Source organism: Microbispora sp. ATCC PTA-5024 (assembly GCF_000511135.2).
Lineage (GTDB): Bacteria > Actinomycetota > Actinomycetes > Streptosporangiales > Streptosporangiaceae > Microbispora > Microbispora corallina.
Map to the genome: position 1 here is coordinate 2,224,255 of NZ_KI866522.1, position 17,746 is coordinate 2,242,000.

Below are 17,746 nucleotides of genomic sequence, written 5' to 3' on the forward strand. Positions count from 1 at the left end.
CTCCTCTCCCGGCATCCGGCGCAGCAGGGACGAACGGGGGTCAGAACACCCGGCCCACGATGAATCGCTGGGCGCCTCCGTGTGACACCTCGTAGCGGAGTGACAGTCCGACGGCCTCCCTGATGGAGGGATCCGAGGCGGCGGGCCGGCCCTCGGCCGCGGCGATGTCGGCCGCCGTCACGGTCAGCTCCGCCGGCACCGCGCGGCTCCCCCGCCCGGGGTAACAGGCGACATCCGTGAACAGACGGGTGACGAGAACCTGGGCCAGCCCGTGCAGGACGTGCGTCCACCACGTGGCCTCGCCGGCCTTCGGCCCCAGGCCGCCCGGCTCGCCGACATGCAGTTCGGGGACCCCGAGGCGGGCCAGGCCCAGTGTGCGGAGGCCCAGCCCGTCCCGTTCGCCGGCGGCCTCCATACGGATCCACCGCGCGACCCCGAAGTCGCCCACGGCGGCGAACGGCGGCGGCCGCCAGGGGTCCGGCAACAGGCGCGCGGCGTCGACGTCGACCCGGACACCTCCGCTGACGGCCGCCACCGCGTCGACCGCGTGCGACCCGGCCCACAGATGCAGCGGCGGCCAGCCCGGAGGAGCCGCACAGATGACCAGCAGATGGGACGAACGACCGGACAGAAGGGGGAACAACGGCTCCAGCTCCGGCGAGCATTCACCGCAGCAGACGATCTCCAGCACGGGCGCGAGGGCGGGATCGTCGGCCCCCGTCTCCCTGATCCTCAGGCCGACCGGAGGCGGCTCGTCGGGCCAGGGCAGGGAGGACCACCGATCGTCCACGAGGGCCATGGGATCGGCGGGGATGCGCGCGGGCGCGGCCACCAGGTAGGCGGCCTCCAGGACCGTGGGAACAGGCAGCAGGATCACGTCCGAGACGGTGCCAGCCGGCCGCGTCTCCTCATCGACCCGAACCCGGTTCTGTGGACAACCGGCTGCGCCGGACCGGTTCGCGTGCATACGGGCCCCGGCCCCGGGTAGTGCGCAGCCCGGTGGGGAACGCGTCCCCGGGGGACAGACGGGGACGCTCCTCGGGAGCCGCCCGGGCAGCCGTCGCGGGCGGCTCCCGGACGACCCGGCCGCCGCCCAGCGGACCCAGGCCCACCCGCCGCCACCCCGGCCGCCGCCACCCGACCGCCGTCACCCCGACCGGCTGTCCTCCCGACCGCCGTCACCCCGACCGGCTGTCCTCCCGACCGCCGTCACCCCGACCGGCTGTCCTCCCGACCGCCGTCACCCCGACCGCCGTCACCCCGACCGCCGTCACCCCGGCCGCCGTCACCCCGGCCGCCGTCACCCCGGCCGCCGTCTCCTCGCCCGGCTGCCCTCGCGACGACATCCGCGCGCCGGCGCCGGGCCGCCCGACCGGCGTACCCGCCGCAGCCACGCCTCCCACCACTCGACGGCAGGCACGTGAGCGGCGAGAGGCCCGCGGTCAGGGGGCGGCCTGGAAGGCCCGGCCGGCGGGGGTGGGGGTGCCGTCGTCGCGGAAGAGGCCGCTGTTCGGCCGTGAGCCCGTGGCCGGCAGGCCGAACCACGCGTACCGGTGCACGTACGGCAGGGTGGCCAGCATCTTCGTCGAGGCGGTGACGAAGGCGGCCTGGCGCGTCTCGGTCGGAAAGCGGGTGCCGTGCGAGAAGTCGATCATGGCGTACTCGGTCAGCCAGATCGGCTTGTGATACCGCCGGTACACCGCCTGGAGGTAGGACTTCAGCCGCCCGACCGCGACCTCGGTACGGAAGTCGCCGCCGTACCAGTGCAGCGCCACGAAGTCCACGCGGTATCCCCGCTTGGCCGCGCCACTCATGAACCGGTCGAGCCAGCCCCCGGGGGTGTCCGCGCCGTACGCGACGGCGGGGCTCCCGATGACCCGTCCCGCCGCCATGAGCTTCGGCCACAGCGCGAGCGCCTTCTCGACGGTCATGTTCGCCTGGGCCGCCATGTCCGGCTCGTTGAACCCCAGCAGGTACGGCCCGGCGCTCCTCGCCCTGGCCAGATTGTCACGGGTGACCGAGGCCGGACCCCAGATCATGGGGACGAACCGAACCCCCTTCGGAGTGACGACTCCGTCGTGCCCGGCGCCCCAGGTGTAGTACCAGCTCGCGCGGGAGCGGGCCAGAGCCGTGCCGACGCCGGGCATCTTCCACACGCCGACCCCCTTCCTGCCGGACGTCGGGGCGGGGGTCCGAGAGGGCGTCGCGGGCAGGCGGTGCGCGCTCGAAGCGGACGAATGCCGCTTCGGGGCTGAAGCGGGCCGCGCCGAGGGCGTATGGGAGACGGCGGGCGCCGACCGGGCGGTCAGCCGCTCGGCCGGCGGCGCGGACAGGTGTCCCGTCACGGCGGCGCCGCCGACGACCACGGCCGCGACCCCCGTGACGGCGACGGACCCCGCCAGAGGCAGGCGCGGCCGCGGGACGTGCCGCCCCGCACGAACGACGGGTGAGCCGCCGGGCCCATGCGGGGCCGCCACGGACGGCCTCGGCGCGGGGCCGCGGTGGACGGCGGCGATCAGGCGGTCGAGGGCGAACCCGGCGGGGACCGGGAGCAGCGGCAGACCGCCCAGCAACCGGTCGACCGGCAGCAGGCCCCGTCCGCGCGGCTCGCACTCGGCGCAGCCGCGCACATGCCGGGCGAAGCGCTTGCGCCACAACGGCCCGGGCACGCCGTTCCAGTCCCGGGCCGCGGCGGCCAGCGCCGGACAGCCGGGATCGGCGGCCAGGGCCCTGACGACGGTCCGGGCGGTGTCGAGCTGCTCCTTCATCCGCTGCACGCGGACGGCGGCGTGCCGGCCGGACAGGCCGAGGGCGCCCGCGAGATCCGATCGCCGCAGCTCACCCGTCTCCTCCAGCCACCACAGGGCGAGCAGCGACCGGTCTCCGGAGTCGAGCCAGCGGGTGGCCTCGGCGACCTCGCGCCGCTGGTCGGTGAGCCCGAGCCGCAGGATGGTCACCCCCGCGAAGTCGGCGGCCGGATCCTGGACCTCGGCGACGGCGTCCAGGTCGGCCCTCCGGTCGAGCGCCGCCCGGCGGTCCCGCTCGCGATCGCGCACCTGCCGTACGGCGATCGCGATGAGCCACGACCGGTACGACTCGGGCTCGCGGAGGGCGGGCAGCGCCCGGACCACCCGGAGAAGGGTCTCCTGGACCACGTCGTCGACGTCGGCATGCCCGTTCAGGGCCCGTCCGACGATGTTGTAGACGAGCGGCAGCGAGTCGGCCACCAGGGCGTCCAACGCCCTCCTGTCCCCGTCCCGCGCAGCGGCCACCACCGTGGTGTCCGGTCCGTCCCTCCCGGTTCGGGCCATCGCGCATCGCTCCTTGTACGTCGTCCGGGCCCCGGCCGGCCGGTGGCGTGGACAAGTCTCTCGAACTGGACATTGGTCTGTCCTCGTCACAGGAGACCCGGAGCAGCACCCGCGGACAACGAAAATCCCGCGCCGACTTCTCGTGAACGGGGCGACCCGCCGGCCGCCGCAGCCGTCGGCGGCAGGAGCGAGACCGCCGAATCAGCTGTCGTAGAAGACCCGTTCGGCCACGGCCCTGGCCCGGCGCGTCACCCGCCGGTAGTCGTCGACGAAGTCCTCCGAGCCGTCCGGCGGGTATCCGAGGGCCCGCGCGATCAGCGCCCGCTCCTTGACCACGCCGGGGATGCTGTCGGCCGCCCGGCCGCGCACCAGCATGATCGCGTCCCGGATCCGGGAGGCGGACAGCCACGCCTCGGACAGCACCGCCTCGTCGGCCGGGTCGAGCAGGCCTTCCGCCGCGGCGGCGCGCAGGGCGCCGAGTGTCCGGGTCGTCCGCAGGGCCGGTACGGCTCCCGCGTGCCGGAGCTGGAGGAGCTGCGCCACCCACTCCACGTCGGCGAGGCCGCCGCGGCCGAGCTTGGTGTGCAGGGTCGGGTCGGCGCCGCGCGGCAGCCGCTCGGCCTCCATCCTGGCCTTGAGCCTGCGGATCTCCAGCACGGCGTCGCCGGAGATGCCGTCCGCCGGGTACCGCAGCGGGTCGACCATGTCCGTGAACGCCCGGCCGAGCTCGGCGTCCCCGGCGCAGAACCGGGCCCGCAGCAGCGCCTGGGCCTCCCAGTGGGACGACCACCGGTCGTAGTACGCCTTGTAGGACGCGATCGTCCGCACGAGCGGGCCCTGCCTGCCCTCGGGCCGGAGCCCGGCGTCCACCTGCAGCGGCGGGTCGGGGGCGGGCAGCGAGAGCAGCCGCCGGGTCTGCTCGGCCACTGCGTGCGCCGCGTCGGTCGCCTCCCGCTCCGGCACGCCGGGCAGCGGGGCGTGCACGAACATCACGTCGGCGTCGCTGGCGTAGGAGCTCTCCAGCCCGCCCAGGCGGCCCATCGCGATGACGGCCATCCGCGTCGGGAACGGGCGGGCCCGCTCGGCCGAGACCTTGTTGATGGCGGCGTCCATGGCGGCCTGGATCGTCACGTCGTTCAGCGTCGCGAGGGCCTGGCCGACCTCTTCGATGTCGATGAGGCCGGACAGGTCGGCGCAGGCCGTCCGGAACAGCTCCCGGCGGCGCAGGGCGCGCACGGCCGCGACAGCCGTCTCGGCGTTCTCGCCGTGCCGGGTCACGGCCGCCGCCGCCTCGGCCACGAGCGTCGCGGGCGGCCGTACGGCGAGCTCGGCGGGCGAGCCGAGCATCGCGACGGCGTCCGGCGCGTGCAGCAGTAAACCGGTCACGTAGCGGCTCGTCCCGAGCAGCCGGGCCAGCAGCTCGGCGACCGCGGTCTCGTCGCGCAGCAGTCGCAGGTACCAGGGTGTGGAGCCGAGCTTGTCGCTCACCTGGCGGAAGCCGAGCAGGCCCGCGTCCGGGTCGGGGGCGTCGGCGAACCAGGCGAGCATGACCGGCAGCAGCGTCCGCTGGATCGCCGCACGCCGGGACACGCCGCTGGTCAGCGCCGCGATGTGACGCAGCGCGCCCTCGGGGTCGGTGTAGCCGAGCGCCTCCAGCCGGGCCGTGGCCGCGGCCGCCGACAGCCGCGCCTCGGTCTCGGGGAGCCGGGCGACCGCCTGGAGCAGCGGCCGGTAGAACAGCTTCTCGTGCAGCCGCCGCACCTCCAGGGCGTGGCGCTTCCACGTCGTGGTGAACTCGCCGACCGGGTCGGTCGTCATGCCGAGCCCCCGGCCGATCCGGCGCAGGTCGGCCGTGTCGGACGGCACCACGTGCGTACGGCGGAGCCGGTGCAGCTGGATCATGTGCTCGACCTGGCGCAGGAACGTGTAGGCCTCGGCGAGCGCCTTGGCGTCGTCCCGGCCGACGTACCCGCCGCGGGACAGGGCGGCCAGCGCCGACAGGGTCGCCCGCCGCCGCAGGAGCGGGTCGGAGCGCCCGTGCACGAGCTGGAGGAGCTGCACGGCGAACTCGATGTCGCGCAGCCCGCCCGGCCCGAGCTTGATCTGCCGGTCGGCCTCGCCGGCGGGGACGTGGGCCTCGACGCGGCGGCGCATCGCCTGGACGTCCTCGACGAAGTTGGGCCGGGCCGCCGCCTGCCAGACCAGCTCGTTGACGGCCGAGGCGTACTCCCGGGCGAGCTCCTGGTCGCCCGCGACCGGGCGGGCCTTCAGCAGCGCCTGGAACTCCCACGTCTTGGCCCAGCGGCGGTAGTAGGCGATGTGGCTCTCCAGCGTCCGCACGAGCGGGCCCATCTTGCCCTCGGGCCGGAGGTTGGCGTCCACCTCCCACAGGGACCCCTCGGGCGTGCTGGTGGAGCAGGCCCGCATCATGCCCTGGGCGAGGCGGGTCGCCGTCTGCAGCGCCTTTGTCTCGTCGACCCCGTCACGCGGCTCCGCCACGAAGACCACGTCGACGTCGGAGATGTAGTTGAGCTCGCGGGCGCCGCACTTGCCCATGCCGATGACGGCGAGGCGGACGTTCCCGGCGTCGGCGGTCTCCGCGCGGCCGATCGCGAGGGCCGCCTCCAGGGCCGCTCCGGCGAGGTCGGCCAGCGCGGCCGCGGTCTCGGCGAGGGTGGCCTCGCCGGTGACGTCGCGCCCGGCGAGTTGGAGAAGCCGTCCGCGGTAGGCGACGCGCAGCGCCTCCGTCGCCGGGCCGGCCGCAGCGGGCTCGGCCGTCTCCAGCGACGCGCCGCCCGCCACCGGCTCGGCCGCGTCCGGGTCGGCGCCGACCGCGAGCAGCAGCTCCTCGCGCATCTCCCGGTCGGTCGGCCGCGCGACCGGCTGGAGCAGCTGCAGGCATTCGGGGTGCCGGACGACGTGGTCGCCCAGAGCGACGCTCAGCCCGAAGACGCCGAGCAGCCGCCCGCGCAGGCCGGGATCGGCGCGGAACGCCCCGAGCACGCTCGGGTCACGCTCGACGAGGCGGTTCAGCGACGTGAGCGCGAGGTCGGGGTCGGCGGCGCGGACGAGGTCGTCGAGCAGGGCGAAGTCGCCGACCGCCTCGGGCCCGAGCTCGTCGAGGAGCCGCTCGGCCCGGGCGCCGTCGGCGAACCCGAGTGCCGCCAGGCGTCCTGCCGTCGTCTGTATCCGAGGCGCGGCGTTCACCGTTCCTTCCTCCACCCCGACGTCGATCACGTCGGCCCCCCGAGACAGGCCTTCCCAGTAACGGTACACATGGGATGAAAGCCTCCTCGCTGAGATCGGCTCCCGACGGGGCCGCTTCTCCGGGTCGCTGCCGGACCCACCGCCGTCCACCTGGTGTGCCCCCCGGGCGCCCGCATGGGGTCGGGCGCGCCGGTGGAGCACATCGCACACGGTAACTCGCGGCTCTGTGCGCGTCCTTAGCGGTTTCTCAGCGTAATCGGACCATCACGCGGATTGCCCGCGCACCTCGCGCGTCTCCACGGCGTGGCGTCCCGTTCACCCCGAGGTCACCTGGGCGGCGAACGCCTCCGCGAAGGGCCGCCAGGTGGCCTCGAGCTCCGGCTCCGCCTCCCGCACCCGCGCGTCCAGCTCGGCGACCCGGAGAGGGTCCATGTCGCTCGTGCCGGTCCAGGACGCGAAGATCCCCGCGGACGCCTCGGGGTGGAACTGGACGGCCCAGGCCCGCTCCCCCAGCCGGTAGGCCTGGTTGGGGTACTGGGAGCCGGTCGCCAGCCGCACCGCGCCCGCGGGCAGCGCGGTCATCGCGTCGTAGTGGTACTGCACGGCCCGCCACGGCCCGGCCGGCAGCGCCGCGAACAGGGGGTCGTCCGCGGCCTCCGGCAGCGGCTCGATCGCCCCGGCGCCGATCTCCAGTCCGGCCGCCCCGCGCTCGACCGTCCCGCCGCAGGCGATGGTCATGAGCTGGGCCCCCAGGCAGATCCCCAGGGCCGGGACGCCTGACTCCACCGAACGCGCCATCAGCGCCCGGGTCGCCGGCAGCCAGCCGTACCCCTCGTCGTCCCAGGCGGACGCCGCCCCGCCGAGGACGAGCAGCCCGTCCCCGGCCCGCTCGGGCACCGGCTCACCCTTGTACGGCCGGACGACCTCGCACCGGACGCCTGCCCCCTCCAGCCATCCGGCGAAGAACCCGAGCCCGGCCTCGGCCTCGTGCTCGATGACGATGAGTTCACGCATGATCCGAGCTTAGGGACACATATCCAGATAGGACATCCCTGGGCGAGTCGTACCGTACAGTCCGAATCATGAAATTCGATGAGGTGGCCGTCCCCGGCGGGCGGCTCCGGATCGCCCTCTTCGGCGAGGGCCCGCGCCTGGTCATCGCGGCGCACGGCATCACCGGCTCACACGTGTCCTGGGGCGCGGTCGCCGACGCCCTTCCCCCGGAGTGGACGCTGGTCGCCCCCGACCTGCGCGGACGCGGTCACAGCGCCGGCGTCTCCGGCCCGTACGGGCTGGACCGCCACGCGGAGGACCTCGACCTGGTCGCCCGGCATGTGGGCGCGGACGAGACGAGCGTGCTCACCGGCCACTCCATGGGCGCCTACGTGGCCGCTCTGCACGGCGCCGCCCGGCGCTACGCCCGGGTCGTGCTGATCGACGGCGGCCTGCCGCTGCCGATGCCCCCGGGCGCCGACCCCGACGAGGTGCTGACGCTGACCCTGGGGCCGGCGATCCAGCGGCTGAGCATGACGTACCCGAGCGTGGACGCCTACGTGGACTTCTTCCGGGCGCACCCGGCGCTCGGCGAGGGCTGGTCGCCGCTGGTCGAGGAGTACGTCCGTTACGACGCGACCGGTGCCGAGGGCGCCGTCCGCTCCCGCGCCCGGGAGGACGCCGTACGGCAGGACGGGCGCTGGCTCCTGACCGAGACGGAGGCCGCCTCCGCGGCGCTCAAGGCGGTCGAGGCGCCGCTGTCGCTGCTGCGCGCCCCGCGAGGACTGCTCAACCAGCCCGTCGGCATGCTGCCCGACGACCTCGCGGCGGAGTGGGCCGCGCGGCTGCCGTCGCTGCGCCAGGAGGTCGTGGACGACTGCAACCACTACACGATCGTGTTCGACCCGCGCTGCGCCCGCCTCGTCGCAAGCCGGCTGACCGAGCCGTCCCCCTGAGGGAGGGCTCTGTCAGGCGCAGTCGGCGACCGGGCGGGGCGTGATCCAGGTGGCCGCGGCGGCCGCGACCAGCGTGCCGTCCAGCTCGTAGACCGCGCTCACGCCGAACAGCTTGCGGCCCTCGCGCCGGACCGGGCGGGCCACGACCGAGTAGCGGCCCATCGGGTACACGCGCCGGTAGACCTGCCCGGTCAGCCGTCCCAGCAGGGCCGACTCGACCGGCTGGGAGGCGGCGCCGGAGCAGTGGTGCGCCCACCCGGTGGCGCAGTCGAGGGCCGCCCACACGATCGACTCGGGAACCACGCCGTGCTCGTCGGTCACGCCCACCGGCACCCGCCACCCGGCGGCCACCAGGTCGGTGCCCTCGACCGGCCCGGGGAAGATCCGCAGGCCGTCGCCCGGCTCACGTACGCCGCAGGCGAAGCACCCCGCGATCGCGTGGCCGCCCAGGCCGGGGAAGCCCGCCTCGGCGCGGGCCGCGTCCGTGAACGACACGAACGGCGGCGGGGTGAGGGTCTCCGCGACGGGGATGGCCTCCACGAGGTGGCTCTCGTCCCGGCACAGCGCGACGGCGTTGCCGACGTGCTCGACCGCCAGCTCCGTCTCCAGCGGGACCGGTTTGTGGAGGGTGACCTCCACCGGGGACTCGTTGCCCGCCCCGCGCAGCACACCGGCCAGCGTGCCGGCGATCCAGCCGCCGTTCGCGGTGCCCTCCGGCCCGCGGAAGCGCTTGGGCACGGTCAACACGGTCTGCAGCCCCACAGCCGCCGTCATTGGGTTACGCCCTCCCCAGGTCCCTGAAACGGTTCATCCGTAAAAGTCGTAACAACGAAACCGATTTTACTGTTCCGGCCAGAGATCCAGAAAAACATGCGGCGGTGTCAGGATCATTAGCAGCCTGTAACACCTCCATGACCGGCGGAGGCGGGAGGCCCCCCGCGCGCCGGGCCCGCTCACGGCCCGGCGCCGTCCGGTGGCGGGTCGGCCAGCATCCGCATCAGCTCTCGCAGCCGTACGGCGAGGGCCTCCTCGTCCATGCCGGCGAGCGCGGGGGTCGCGACGACCTTGCGCATCAGCCACACCCCGGCGATCAGGGACAGCAGCAACTCCGCCCGCGCCGCCGCGTCCGTCCCGGACAGCAGGCCGGTGAGGTGCCGCCCCACGTGCCTCTCGATGCCCGCCCGGATGATCTCCGCGGCGCGCGGATTCGCCGCCGACCGGAGCATCAGCAGGAACGGGTCCAGGTCGTCGGCGTACGGCGCGGTCCGCCTGGCCACGGCGTTCGCCGTCTGCTCGCTCAGCGCGTCCGGGTCGTCGCCCACGACCGTACGCGGCGCGAAGGAGCGGTCGACCGCCTCGGCGAAGAGCTGTTCCTTCGACCCGAAGTAACGGTTGACCAGCATGGCGGTCACTCCCGCATTGCCGGCCACCTCCCGTACGCCGGCGCCGTCGTAGCCGGCGCGGGTGAACGCCTCCACCGCCGAGATCAGGATCGCCTCACGGGTCGCGCCGGCGTCGCGCCGCCGTGGACCGTCAGCCGGTCCACGTGAGTCCTCCACCATGTCTACGAGTGTAGACTCTTCCCGAGGTCTACAGCTGTAGACATATGCGAGAACGGGGGAATCCCATGAACCTGAACCTGGCCGGCAAGCGTGCTCTGGTCACCGGTTCGAGCTCCGGCCTGGGCGAGGCGACGGTGCGCCTGCTCGCCGCCGAAGGCGCCGCGGTCGTGGTGCACGGACGCGACGAACGGCGCACGCAGGCGGTGGCCGAGGCGATCCGCGCGGACGGCGGGAAGGCCGACATCGCCATCGGCGACCTGACCGGCGACGACGGCGCGGACGCGGTGGCGTCGGCGGCGCTGGCCGGCGGGCCCGTCGACATCCTGGTCAACAACGCGGGCGCCTACAGGCACCTCTCCTGGGCGGACGCCACGCCGGACACCTGGCGCGACACCTACGAGGGCAACGTCATCTCCGGCGTGCGGATGATCCAGCGGCTGGTGCCCTTCATGCGCGAGCGCGGCTGGGGGCGCGTCATCACCATCGGCGGCGGCCTCGCCGTCCAGCCGATGCACCAGCACCCGCAGTACAACGCCACCCTCGCCGCCCGCCACAACCTGGCGGTGTCGCTCGCGCGCGAGTTGCGGGGCACCGGCGTGACCTCCAACGTCGTCGCTCCCGGCGCGATCCTCGTCGACGCCGTCAAGGACCTGCTGACCGAGATCGCCCCCGCTCGCGGCTGGGGCGAGAGCTGGGAACAGATCGAACAGGACGCGACGAACGAACTGGTGCCCAACGACATCGAGCGCCTGGGACGGCCGGAGGAGATCGCCACCGCCGTCGCCTTCCTCGCCAGCCCGTTGTCCGGCTACATCAGCGGCGCCAGTCTCCGCGTCGACGGCGGCCACATCCGCGGCGTCGCCTAGGATCCCGGTCGTGGCCGGATGCGCCCGTCCCCCGGGCCGATGGCGCCTCGATCGGACGACAGTAAGATCACGACCGCGACGCGGCGGCGCCGGTCGTGCTTAGCCTGTGCAGATGTGGCGCCTGTGCGGGTCGTTGCTGGTGGTCGCCGGGATCATGAGCACGACGACGAGTTGCTCGCCCCCCGTCTCCGGGATGACGGGAGTCGGCGTCGACGCCGAGGGGCATCCGATCATCGTCCTGGCGTGGTGCGAAGGGGCGGCGCCTCCTGAGCGCGTGAGCGTCTCTCACTACGAGGACCCTGCCGGCCCTCTCGACGCCGTTCCCGTCAACACCCCCGGGTCGACGTACAGGGTGGTGGACGACGTGAACTTCGTCGCGCCACCTCTCGACGGGCGGAGCGCGTCCGTCCGCCTGGATGCCCCGGACGACGGCTGGACGGTGGAGCCCCGGCCGTTCGAGCTGCGCCCGGGGGTGCTCTACGGGGCGTTCGGTCACCAGGGGCGAGGCGACGACGAAGTCAACACCGACTACGTCAGCTTCTCGGCCGGGAGCGTGGCCACGCTCACGCCGGGGTCGGTGCTGGTCCAGCGTTACGACGAGAGGCGGTCGCCGGCGCCCGGCTGGGTCGACGTCGTGATCACGCGGGACGACTTCGATCGTCAAGGCCGCGATCACGACTGCCGATGACCCCTCTGACCACGGGGACCAGGCTCGGCAGGTCAGAGCATGGGCAGGTAGCGGCCGAGCTCGTACGCGGTGACCTGGCGCCGGCACTCCTGCCACTCGTGCTGGCGGGTCGCTGCTCGCCCCGTCGTCACAGGTCTCGGCGACGCCGCAGGCTGGGGACGACAGGACCGGTGAGTCACTTAGTGCCGTCATCACTGCGGTGAAGCGGCAGTACGCGCACCGCCGCGGCGTGCGGATCTCGACAGGATCTCGGTGGTTCACAAGGCTCGAAGCCACTGACCGAGGGCTTCGAAGTCTTCGTCGGCGAGTCCCCTGTATGACTCCACGTGGTGAAGGAGAGCCCGACCGCTGTGGTGCGCGGAGACCCACTCCCTGTCGGCGTCGGTGATCTCGTCGTCGACCCAGGCGAACGTGCGTCCGTCCGCCCAGTTCACCAGGGTCCGGGTCTTCCAGCAGAGCCCGAACCACTGGTCCTCACGTTCGTGCTGGTCGGTTGGCTCCGGCCAGCTCACGACAGGCAGTCGCGGCAGCCCGATCCGTGGTGCTATCTCGTTGTTCGCCTCCTCTTCCCAGGTGGTCGCCCAGACGAGTTGGCAGGGCAGCCCTGCCAGCCGACTCCCCACCTCACAGGTGAGCCGCGCCAAGCGCGAGTCCGGCGTGGTACCCCGCGGTGCGCGTTCCGGGTCCTCTCCGAAAGGGAGAATCGGCCCGTCGATGTCGAGGAAGAGCAGCGGGCGTTCGGCATGATCGGTCATGCTGCGCCGACCTCGTCACGTTCGTGTTCGAAGCGGGCTCCGGCACGCACGAGAGCCACCACGTGAGGTGCGTTGACCGCGCGCCGGCGGGCCTGGGCCGACTCGATCAGCTTGAACGCCATGGCCAACCTGGCCGCACGCGACCCCGGCCCCTCGGTGACCTTCGTGCCGTGCCGGAGGGTTGCGAACGTGGCCTCGATCGGATTCGTCTCCTTGTCCACGACGTTCCAGATCTCCGCCAGCGCCTTCGTCGCTCCCGGGTGCGCGGACTTCGGCATGGCCTCCAACCCATCAGCATTTTGGAATACGCGGGACCGCGCGCAGGCTCTACGCGAGTGTCTGCGTGAGTTCGTTACGGTGTTCGGTGTACACCACCTGGCCGAGAGCGCCGTTGACCAGAGGCATGTACGGCGGGACATGGCCACACTCGACATCGGCGATGATCGGTACGGCGAGGCCGCCGAGTGCGTCGAGCACCGCCTCGTGCTGAGTGAGCGAGTCGATGCCCGGGGCACGGGTGCGGCCGACGAGCACGGCGTTCGCGTTGGTGAAGAATCCAGCCATCCGCATCCCGTGCAGGTTCCTGCAGATCGTCGCCGCGTCGTCGTCGGACGCCTCGACGTAGACGAGCAGCCCTTCGGGCGCCGTGGTCGCCGCGAAGGACGCGATGTCGCCGTACGGCGTACCGGTGAGGTTGCACAAGGTTTCGATGCACCCTCCGATCAGCCGGCCCTCGGCCCGCACGTCACCGTCGCCGTCCAGCCGCGTCCATCGTCCCGGCGTGTCGAGCGTGAACTCGCTCACGTCCGGAGTGATTCTGTAGTTGTCCCATCCTTGTGCTCGGTGGCGGTTCGGCGGAGTCTGCGTGAAAGTCGTTCCCGGCTCCATCAGCGCAATGTCCAGCCAGGTGAGCAGTCCTTCCGGCGCGCGGTACGGCGTGTCCATCAGGTTGTTGCCATGGATCGTCGCGATCCCGGTCATAAGAGTGAGCGGAGTGATGATCGTGGACATGTCGGAGAAGCCGACGACCCATGTCGGGTCGGCCTCACGCAACTGGTCCCAGTCGAGCAGGGGCAGCAGGTCGATCGCGGTCACCCCGCCCCATGGCGGTACGACGGCTCTGATGCGCGGGTCGAGGAGCATGTCCATCAGTTCGCGTGCGCGTGCGGCGGCCGGCGCGCTGACGTGTCCGGTACCGTCCATGCACTCCCCGACCACCACCTCGTATCCGCGCGCCTCCACGGTACGGACGGCTGCCTGGAGGCGATCTCGCAGGCTCTCGTCCACGCCACTGGAGGGGGCGGTGACACCGACACGGTCGCCGGGACGCAACGGGGAGGGGAATCGCACGTTCATGCCCATGATCTTGGCGGAATACTCGGCCGGTCAGCCACGGATGTGCTTTCAACGACCATGCGCGTGCCCTGATCCTCGACGCCTGGAGGATCGGCCCTTCCGGTGAGCCTTCCCCGGTCACTGGGTGACGCTCACCGGAGGTCGTCTCGGCGGGTCAGAGCACCGGGAGGTAGCGGCCGAGCTCGTACTCGGTGACCTGGCGGCGGTACTCCTGCCACTCGGTCCGCTTGTTGCGGAGGAAGTAGTCGAAGACGTGCTCCCCGAGCGTCTCGGCGACCAGCTCGCTGTGCTCCATGGCCGCGATCGCCTCGTCGAGCGACTGCGGCAGCGGGGCGATGCCGAGCGCCCGCCGCTCCCCGCTGGTCAGCGCCCACACGTCGTCCTCGGCGCCGGCGGGCATCTCGTACCCCTCCTCGATGCCCTTCAGGCCGGCGGCGAGGATGACCGCGAACGCCAGGTAGGGGTTGCAGGAGGAGTCGAGCGAGCGGAACTCGATCCGGGTCGAGCCGCTCTTGTGCGGCTTGTACATCGGCACCCGCACGAGCGCGGAGCGGTTGTTGTGGCCCCAGCAGATGTACGCGGGGGCCTCTCCGCCGGCCCCGGCGATCGCCTCGGCGCCGCCCCACAGCCGCTTGTAGGAGTTCACCCACTGGTTGCACACCGCGGTGATCTCGGCCGCGTGCCGCAGCAGCCCGCCGATGAACGAGCGGCCGATCTTGGAGAGCTGGTACTCCGCGCCCGGCTCGTAGAAGGCGTTGCGGTCGCCCTCGAACAGCGACATGTGCGTGTGCATGCCGGAGCCCGGGAAGTCGGTGAACGGCTTGGGCATGAACGAGGCCCAGACGCCCTGCTCCAGCGCGACCTCCTTCATGACCAGGCGGAACGTCATGATGTTGTCGGCCGTGGTGAGCGCGTCGGCGTACCGCAGGTCGATCTCCTGCTGGCCCGGGGCGCCCTCGTGGTGGCTGAACTCCACGGAGATGCCCATGGACTCCAGCATCATGATCGCGTTGCGCCGGAAGTCGTGGCCCGCGCTGTGCGGCGTGTGGTCGAAGTAGCCGCCCTCGTCGATCGGCTCCGGCCGCTGCCCCTTCTCCGGGCGGCTGCGCAGCAGGAAGAACTCGACCTCGGGATGGGTGTAGAACGTGAAGCCCATGTCGGCCGCCTTGGCGAGCGTCCGCTTCAGGACCCACCGGGGGTCGGCGTGCGACGGCGAGCCGTCCGGCATGAGGATGTCGCAGAACATGCGGGCCGCGCCCGGCGACTCGCTGCGCCACGGGAGGATCTGGAACGTCGACGGGTCGGGCTTGGCGAGCATGTCCGACTCGTAGACCCGGGAGAAGCCCTCGATGGACGAGCCGTCGAACCCGATGCCCTCGGCGAAGGCGCCCTCGAGTTCGGCGGGGGCGATCGCCACCGACTTCAGGAAACCGAGCACGTCGGTGAACCACAGCCGGATGAACCGGATGTCACGCTCCTCGAGCGTGCGGAGGACGAATTCCTGCTGGCGGTCCAAGGCGTACCTCTCGGAAATTACACGTCAGGTCTCGTACCAGTGTGCCCCTTGTGTGTTTCACAGGGGTTACGGGGGGGTGTGAGGGCGCGACCGGAGGCCGTGCGACTTCGCACCGCCGGAGGAGGGCGGCGTCCCCCGCCGTCCCGGGGACGAACCCGGCGTGGCCGGGGTTGATCCGGTGTTGATTCGGTGTCGACCGGGCCGGGTTAACGTCCGGCCATGCCGGTGACCGAGACGAAGGAGTGCCCGGTCGTGCCAGAGCCCGCGCGCGACCGCTCCCACCCCGCCAATGCCGCGAACAGTGCCGACCTCGACCTCCGCGAGCCCGGCGAGCTCCCGGACGACGACGACCTCGCCGGGGACGCCTCCGGCGACGACCGCGGGCGGCGGGACCTCGTCCGGGCGCTGGGACCGGCCGTCGGCGTCGCCATCGCGGCCGCGTCCATCTGCCTCGAGATCGCCGACATCTGGGTGACGGCCCAGATTCCGCCCGCCGACTACACGCCGCTGCCGTTCGCGCCCGAGGACATGGCGGGCACCGCGTTCCCCGTCTTCGGGGCGCTGCTGGTGATGTCGCGGCCGCGGCTGCTGCTGGGGTGGCTGCTGTGTCTCGGCGGCCTCGGCTCGGCCGCGAACATCCTCGCCGCCAACGTGGCGGCCCTGCTCGTGCTGCACGGGGGCCATCCGCTGGTCCACCCGCTCTGGATCTTCGCCGACGGGGTGTGGAACCTCACGACGTACGCCCTCGGGATCCTGCTGCCGCTGCTCTACCCGACCGGCCGGATCCTGTCCAGGCGCTGGTGCGTGCCCGGGGCGTTCGCGGCCTGCGCCCTCGCCCTCGACTGGATGTGCTCGGTCGTCGCGCCTTCGGGAGTCAGGACCGGCGACAACCCGCTGGAGGTGGCGGCGTTCGCCCCGTACTACGCGGGCACCCGGCAGGTGCTGCACGCGGCGGTCGCGGTGGGCATGGCGCTGGCGTTCTCCTCGCTGGTCGTACGGTTCCACCGGGCGGGACCGGTGGAACGCCGCCAGATCCTCTGGCCGCTGGTGGCGATCGCGGGACTGGTCGTGCCGTGGGTGATCGGGTACCCGGTCTGGTGGGTCGCGTCGCTGACCATCCCCTTCGTGCCGGCCGCCATCGCCGTCGCCGTGCTGCGCTACCGCCTGTACGGCATCGACACGCTGATCAGCCGCGCCATCGTCGGCGCCGGCCTCGTCGGCGTGGTCGTGGGCGTGTACGTGCTGGCGGGCGCGGCGTCGAGCCTGGTCCTGTCGGAGGTCGACCGCTTCGCCGGGCTGGCCGCCGCCCTGTTCGCCGGGGCGTTCTTCCAGCCGATCCGGCGCGGGCTGCAGCGGCTCGTCGACCGGGCGCTGTACGGCTCGCGCGGCGACCCCACGGCGCTCGCGGCCGCGCTGCGGCGGCGGCTGCAGCACGCCGACCCGGCCCACGCCCTGCTGGCGTCGCTGGAGGTGCTGCGCGAGGGCCTGTCCGTGACCGGCATCAGAGTCGAGGTCGACGGCGCGGCGACCACCAGCGGCGAGGCGGAGCGGGTCGCCCGGGAGATCCCCCTGGTGTGGCACGGCGAGCCGGTGGGCGTGATGCTGATCGGCCCGCCCGGCAGGCGCCGGTTCCCCGCCGCCCACGACGAGCGGGTCATCTCCGTGCTCACGCCGTACGTCGCGGACGCCGCGCACACGGTGCTGCTGACCAGGGCGCTTCAGCGCTCACGGGAGCGGATCCTGACGGCCAGGGAGGAGGAGCGCCGCCGGCTCCGCCGCGACCTGCACGACGGGCTGGGGCAGACGCTGTCGTCGATGGCGATGACGCTGTCGATGGCCCGCGTCAGCCTGGAACGGTCCCCCAAAACGGCGGACGAGCTGCTCGGGCAGCTGCGCGGCTGCATGGACGACGTGTCCGCCGACGTCCGCGAGCTCGTGTACGGCCTGCGGCCCCCGGCCCTCGACGACCTCGGGCTGGCGGGAGCCGTACGGGCCCTGGCGGAGGAGGCGCGGCCCGGCCTGCTCGCGGGTGCGGCGGTCGCCGGTGACGCCGAGCCGGGCGCCGAGCCGGGCGCCGAGCCGGGCGCCGAGCCGGGCGCCGAGCCTGGTGCTGAGCCTGGTGCTGAGGCGGGGGCCGTGGCGGGCGCTGTGGCGAGCGCCGAGGCGGGGGCCGCGACGGGCGTGCCGCCGGTGGCGGAAGTGGACGTCGACGTGCGCGGCGACCTGGACGGCCTGCCGGCCGCCGTCGAGGTGGCGGCCTACCGGATCGTGCAGGAGGCGCTGACCAACGTCCGCAAGCACGCCCGCGCCCGCCGCGTGCGGGTCAGCCTGCGCCGGGACGGCGAGTTGCGGGTGGTGGTGGCCGACGACGGGGTGGGCCTGCCCGCGAGCAGGAGGCCGGGAGTGGGGCTGGTCAGCATGGCCGAGCGGGCGGCCGAGGTCGGCGGCACCTGCGCGGTCGCCTCCGGCCGGGACGGCGGCACCACGGTCGTCGCCCGCCTGCCCGCCGGCTGGCGCGACGCCGGTTAGCGCCCGC

Annotated in this window: 13 protein-coding genes and 1 pseudogene; 4 read left to right on the top strand and 10 right to left on the bottom strand. The window is 73.2% G+C overall.

Annotated elements, in window-relative coordinates:
* Positions 1 to 40 precede the first annotated feature (40 nt).
* The 4 genes from MPTA5024_RS09900 to MPTA5024_RS09920 all read right to left on the bottom strand — a co-directional run bounded on the left by MPTA5024_RS09900 (position 41) and on the right by MPTA5024_RS09920 (position 7,532).
* Complete coding sequence (locus tag MPTA5024_RS09900) at positions 41 to 877, bottom strand: hypothetical protein (protein WP_036321836.1); 837 nt, start codon at positions 875 to 877, stop codon at positions 41 to 43.
* Positions 878 to 1,442: 565 nt separating this feature from the next.
* A complete protein-coding gene (locus tag MPTA5024_RS09910) occupies positions 1,443 to 3,311 on the bottom strand; it encodes a sigma-70 family RNA polymerase sigma factor (protein WP_036321840.1) in 1,869 nt (622 codons plus the stop codon).
* Between the two features lie 201 nt (positions 3,312 to 3,512).
* A complete protein-coding gene (locus MPTA5024_RS09915; protein ID WP_036323838.1) occupies positions 3,513 to 6,518 on the bottom strand; it encodes a bifunctional [glutamine synthetase] adenylyltransferase/[glutamine synthetase]-adenylyl-L-tyrosine phosphorylase in 3,006 nt (1,001 codons plus the stop codon).
* A gap of 315 nt (positions 6,519 to 6,833) precedes the next feature.
* Positions 6,834 to 7,532: a type 1 glutamine amidotransferase gene (locus MPTA5024_RS09920; protein WP_036321843.1), complete on the bottom strand. Its 699-nt coding sequence runs from the start codon at positions 7,530 to 7,532 to the stop codon at positions 6,834 to 6,836.
* A gap of 68 nt (positions 7,533 to 7,600) precedes the next feature.
* Between MPTA5024_RS09920 and MPTA5024_RS09925 the strand changes: the two genes are divergently transcribed.
* Positions 7,601 to 8,467: an alpha/beta fold hydrolase gene (locus tag MPTA5024_RS09925; protein WP_036321845.1), complete on the top strand. Its 867-nt coding sequence runs from the start codon at positions 7,601 to 7,603 to the stop codon at positions 8,465 to 8,467.
* A gap of 12 nt (positions 8,468 to 8,479) precedes the next feature.
* On the opposite strand, the gene MPTA5024_RS09930 is transcribed toward MPTA5024_RS09925, so the two are convergent.
* Both MPTA5024_RS09930 and MPTA5024_RS09935 read right to left on the bottom strand, forming a co-directional pair.
* The gene (locus tag MPTA5024_RS09930) at positions 8,480 to 9,241 is read right to left on the bottom strand and encodes a hypothetical protein (protein ID WP_036321852.1); all 762 of its coding nucleotides are present in this window, start codon (positions 9,239 to 9,241) and stop codon (positions 8,480 to 8,482) included.
* A gap of 179 nt (positions 9,242 to 9,420) precedes the next feature.
* On the bottom strand, positions 9,421 to 10,029 hold the full coding sequence (locus MPTA5024_RS09935; RefSeq protein WP_198167027.1) for a TetR/AcrR family transcriptional regulator: 609 nt from the start codon (positions 10,027 to 10,029) through the stop codon (positions 9,421 to 9,423).
* Positions 10,030 to 10,094: 65 nt separating this feature from the next.
* On the opposite strand from MPTA5024_RS09935, the gene MPTA5024_RS09940 reads away from it, so the two are divergent.
* Together MPTA5024_RS09940 and MPTA5024_RS09945 are read left to right on the top strand one after the other, a co-directional pair.
* Positions 10,095 to 10,895: an SDR family NAD(P)-dependent oxidoreductase gene (locus MPTA5024_RS09940; protein WP_036321854.1), complete on the top strand. Its 801-nt coding sequence runs from the start codon at positions 10,095 to 10,097 to the stop codon at positions 10,893 to 10,895.
* A gap of 112 nt (positions 10,896 to 11,007) precedes the next feature.
* Positions 11,008 to 11,583 (top strand): hypothetical protein, encoded by a 576-nt coding sequence (locus MPTA5024_RS09945; RefSeq protein ID WP_157099346.1) that lies wholly within the window; start codon positions 11,008 to 11,010, stop codon positions 11,581 to 11,583.
* 257 nt (positions 11,584 to 11,840) lie between these two features.
* Here the strand turns inward: MPTA5024_RS09945 and MPTA5024_RS09950 are convergent, their stop codons facing one another.
* The 4 genes and pseudogenes from MPTA5024_RS09950 to MPTA5024_RS09965 all read right to left on the bottom strand — a co-directional run bounded on the left by MPTA5024_RS09950 (position 11,841) and on the right by MPTA5024_RS09965 (position 15,210).
* A complete protein-coding gene (locus MPTA5024_RS09950) occupies positions 11,841 to 12,338 on the bottom strand; it encodes an HAD domain-containing protein (protein ID WP_036321860.1) in 498 nt (165 codons plus the stop codon).
* A pseudogene (locus tag MPTA5024_RS09955) lies at positions 12,335 to 12,550 on the bottom strand (IS256 family transposase); the annotation flags it as partial. The pseudogene MPTA5024_RS09955 and the gene MPTA5024_RS09950, both read right to left, overlap by 4 nt.
* Positions 12,551 to 12,665: 115 nt before the next feature.
* A complete protein-coding gene (locus tag MPTA5024_RS09960; protein WP_036323840.1) occupies positions 12,666 to 13,694 on the bottom strand; it encodes a S66 family peptidase in 1,029 nt (342 codons plus the stop codon).
* A gap of 154 nt (positions 13,695 to 13,848) precedes the next feature.
* Entirely contained in the window at positions 13,849 to 15,210 is a 1,362-nt protein-coding gene (locus MPTA5024_RS09965) for a glutamine synthetase family protein (RefSeq protein ID WP_036321871.1), read from the bottom strand.
* Positions 15,211 to 15,429: 219 nt separating this feature from the next.
* Here MPTA5024_RS09965 and MPTA5024_RS43340 point away from each other — a divergent pair, with 219 nt between their 5' ends.
* The gene (locus tag MPTA5024_RS43340) at positions 15,430 to 17,739 is read left to right on the top strand and encodes a sensor histidine kinase (protein ID WP_051457884.1); all 2,310 of its coding nucleotides are present in this window, start codon (positions 15,430 to 15,432) and stop codon (positions 17,737 to 17,739) included.
* Positions 17,740 to 17,746: the final 7 nt, after the last annotated feature.

Coding starts and splice junctions, on each gene's coding strand:
- MPTA5024_RS09960 (WP_036323840.1), bottom strand. CDS start 13,694: ATGAACGTGCGATTCCCCTCCCCGTTGCGTCCCGGCGACCGTGTCGGT.
- MPTA5024_RS43340 (WP_051457884.1), top strand. CDS start 15,430: ATGCCGGTGACCGAGACGAAGGAGTGCCCGGTCGTGCCAGAGCCCGCG.
- MPTA5024_RS09920 (WP_036321843.1), bottom strand. CDS start 7,532: ATGCGTGAACTCATCGTCATCGAGCACGAGGCCGAGGCCGGGCTCGGG.
- MPTA5024_RS09925 (WP_036321845.1), top strand. CDS start 7,601: ATGAAATTCGATGAGGTGGCCGTCCCCGGCGGGCGGCTCCGGATCGCC.
- MPTA5024_RS09935 (WP_198167027.1), bottom strand. CDS start 10,029: ATGGTGGAGGACTCACGTGGACCGGCTGACGGTCCACGGCGGCGCGAC.
- MPTA5024_RS09950 (WP_036321860.1), bottom strand. CDS start 12,338: ATGACCGATCATGCCGAACGCCCGCTGCTCTTCCTCGACATCGACGGG.
- MPTA5024_RS09910 (WP_036321840.1), bottom strand. CDS start 3,311: ATGGCCCGAACCGGGAGGGACGGACCGGACACCACGGTGGTGGCCGCT.
- MPTA5024_RS09940 (WP_036321854.1), top strand. CDS start 10,095: ATGAACCTGAACCTGGCCGGCAAGCGTGCTCTGGTCACCGGTTCGAGC.
- MPTA5024_RS09930 (WP_036321852.1), bottom strand. CDS start 9,241: ATGACGGCGGCTGTGGGGCTGCAGACCGTGTTGACCGTGCCCAAGCGC.
- MPTA5024_RS09945 (WP_157099346.1), top strand. CDS start 11,008: ATGTGGCGCCTGTGCGGGTCGTTGCTGGTGGTCGCCGGGATCATGAGC.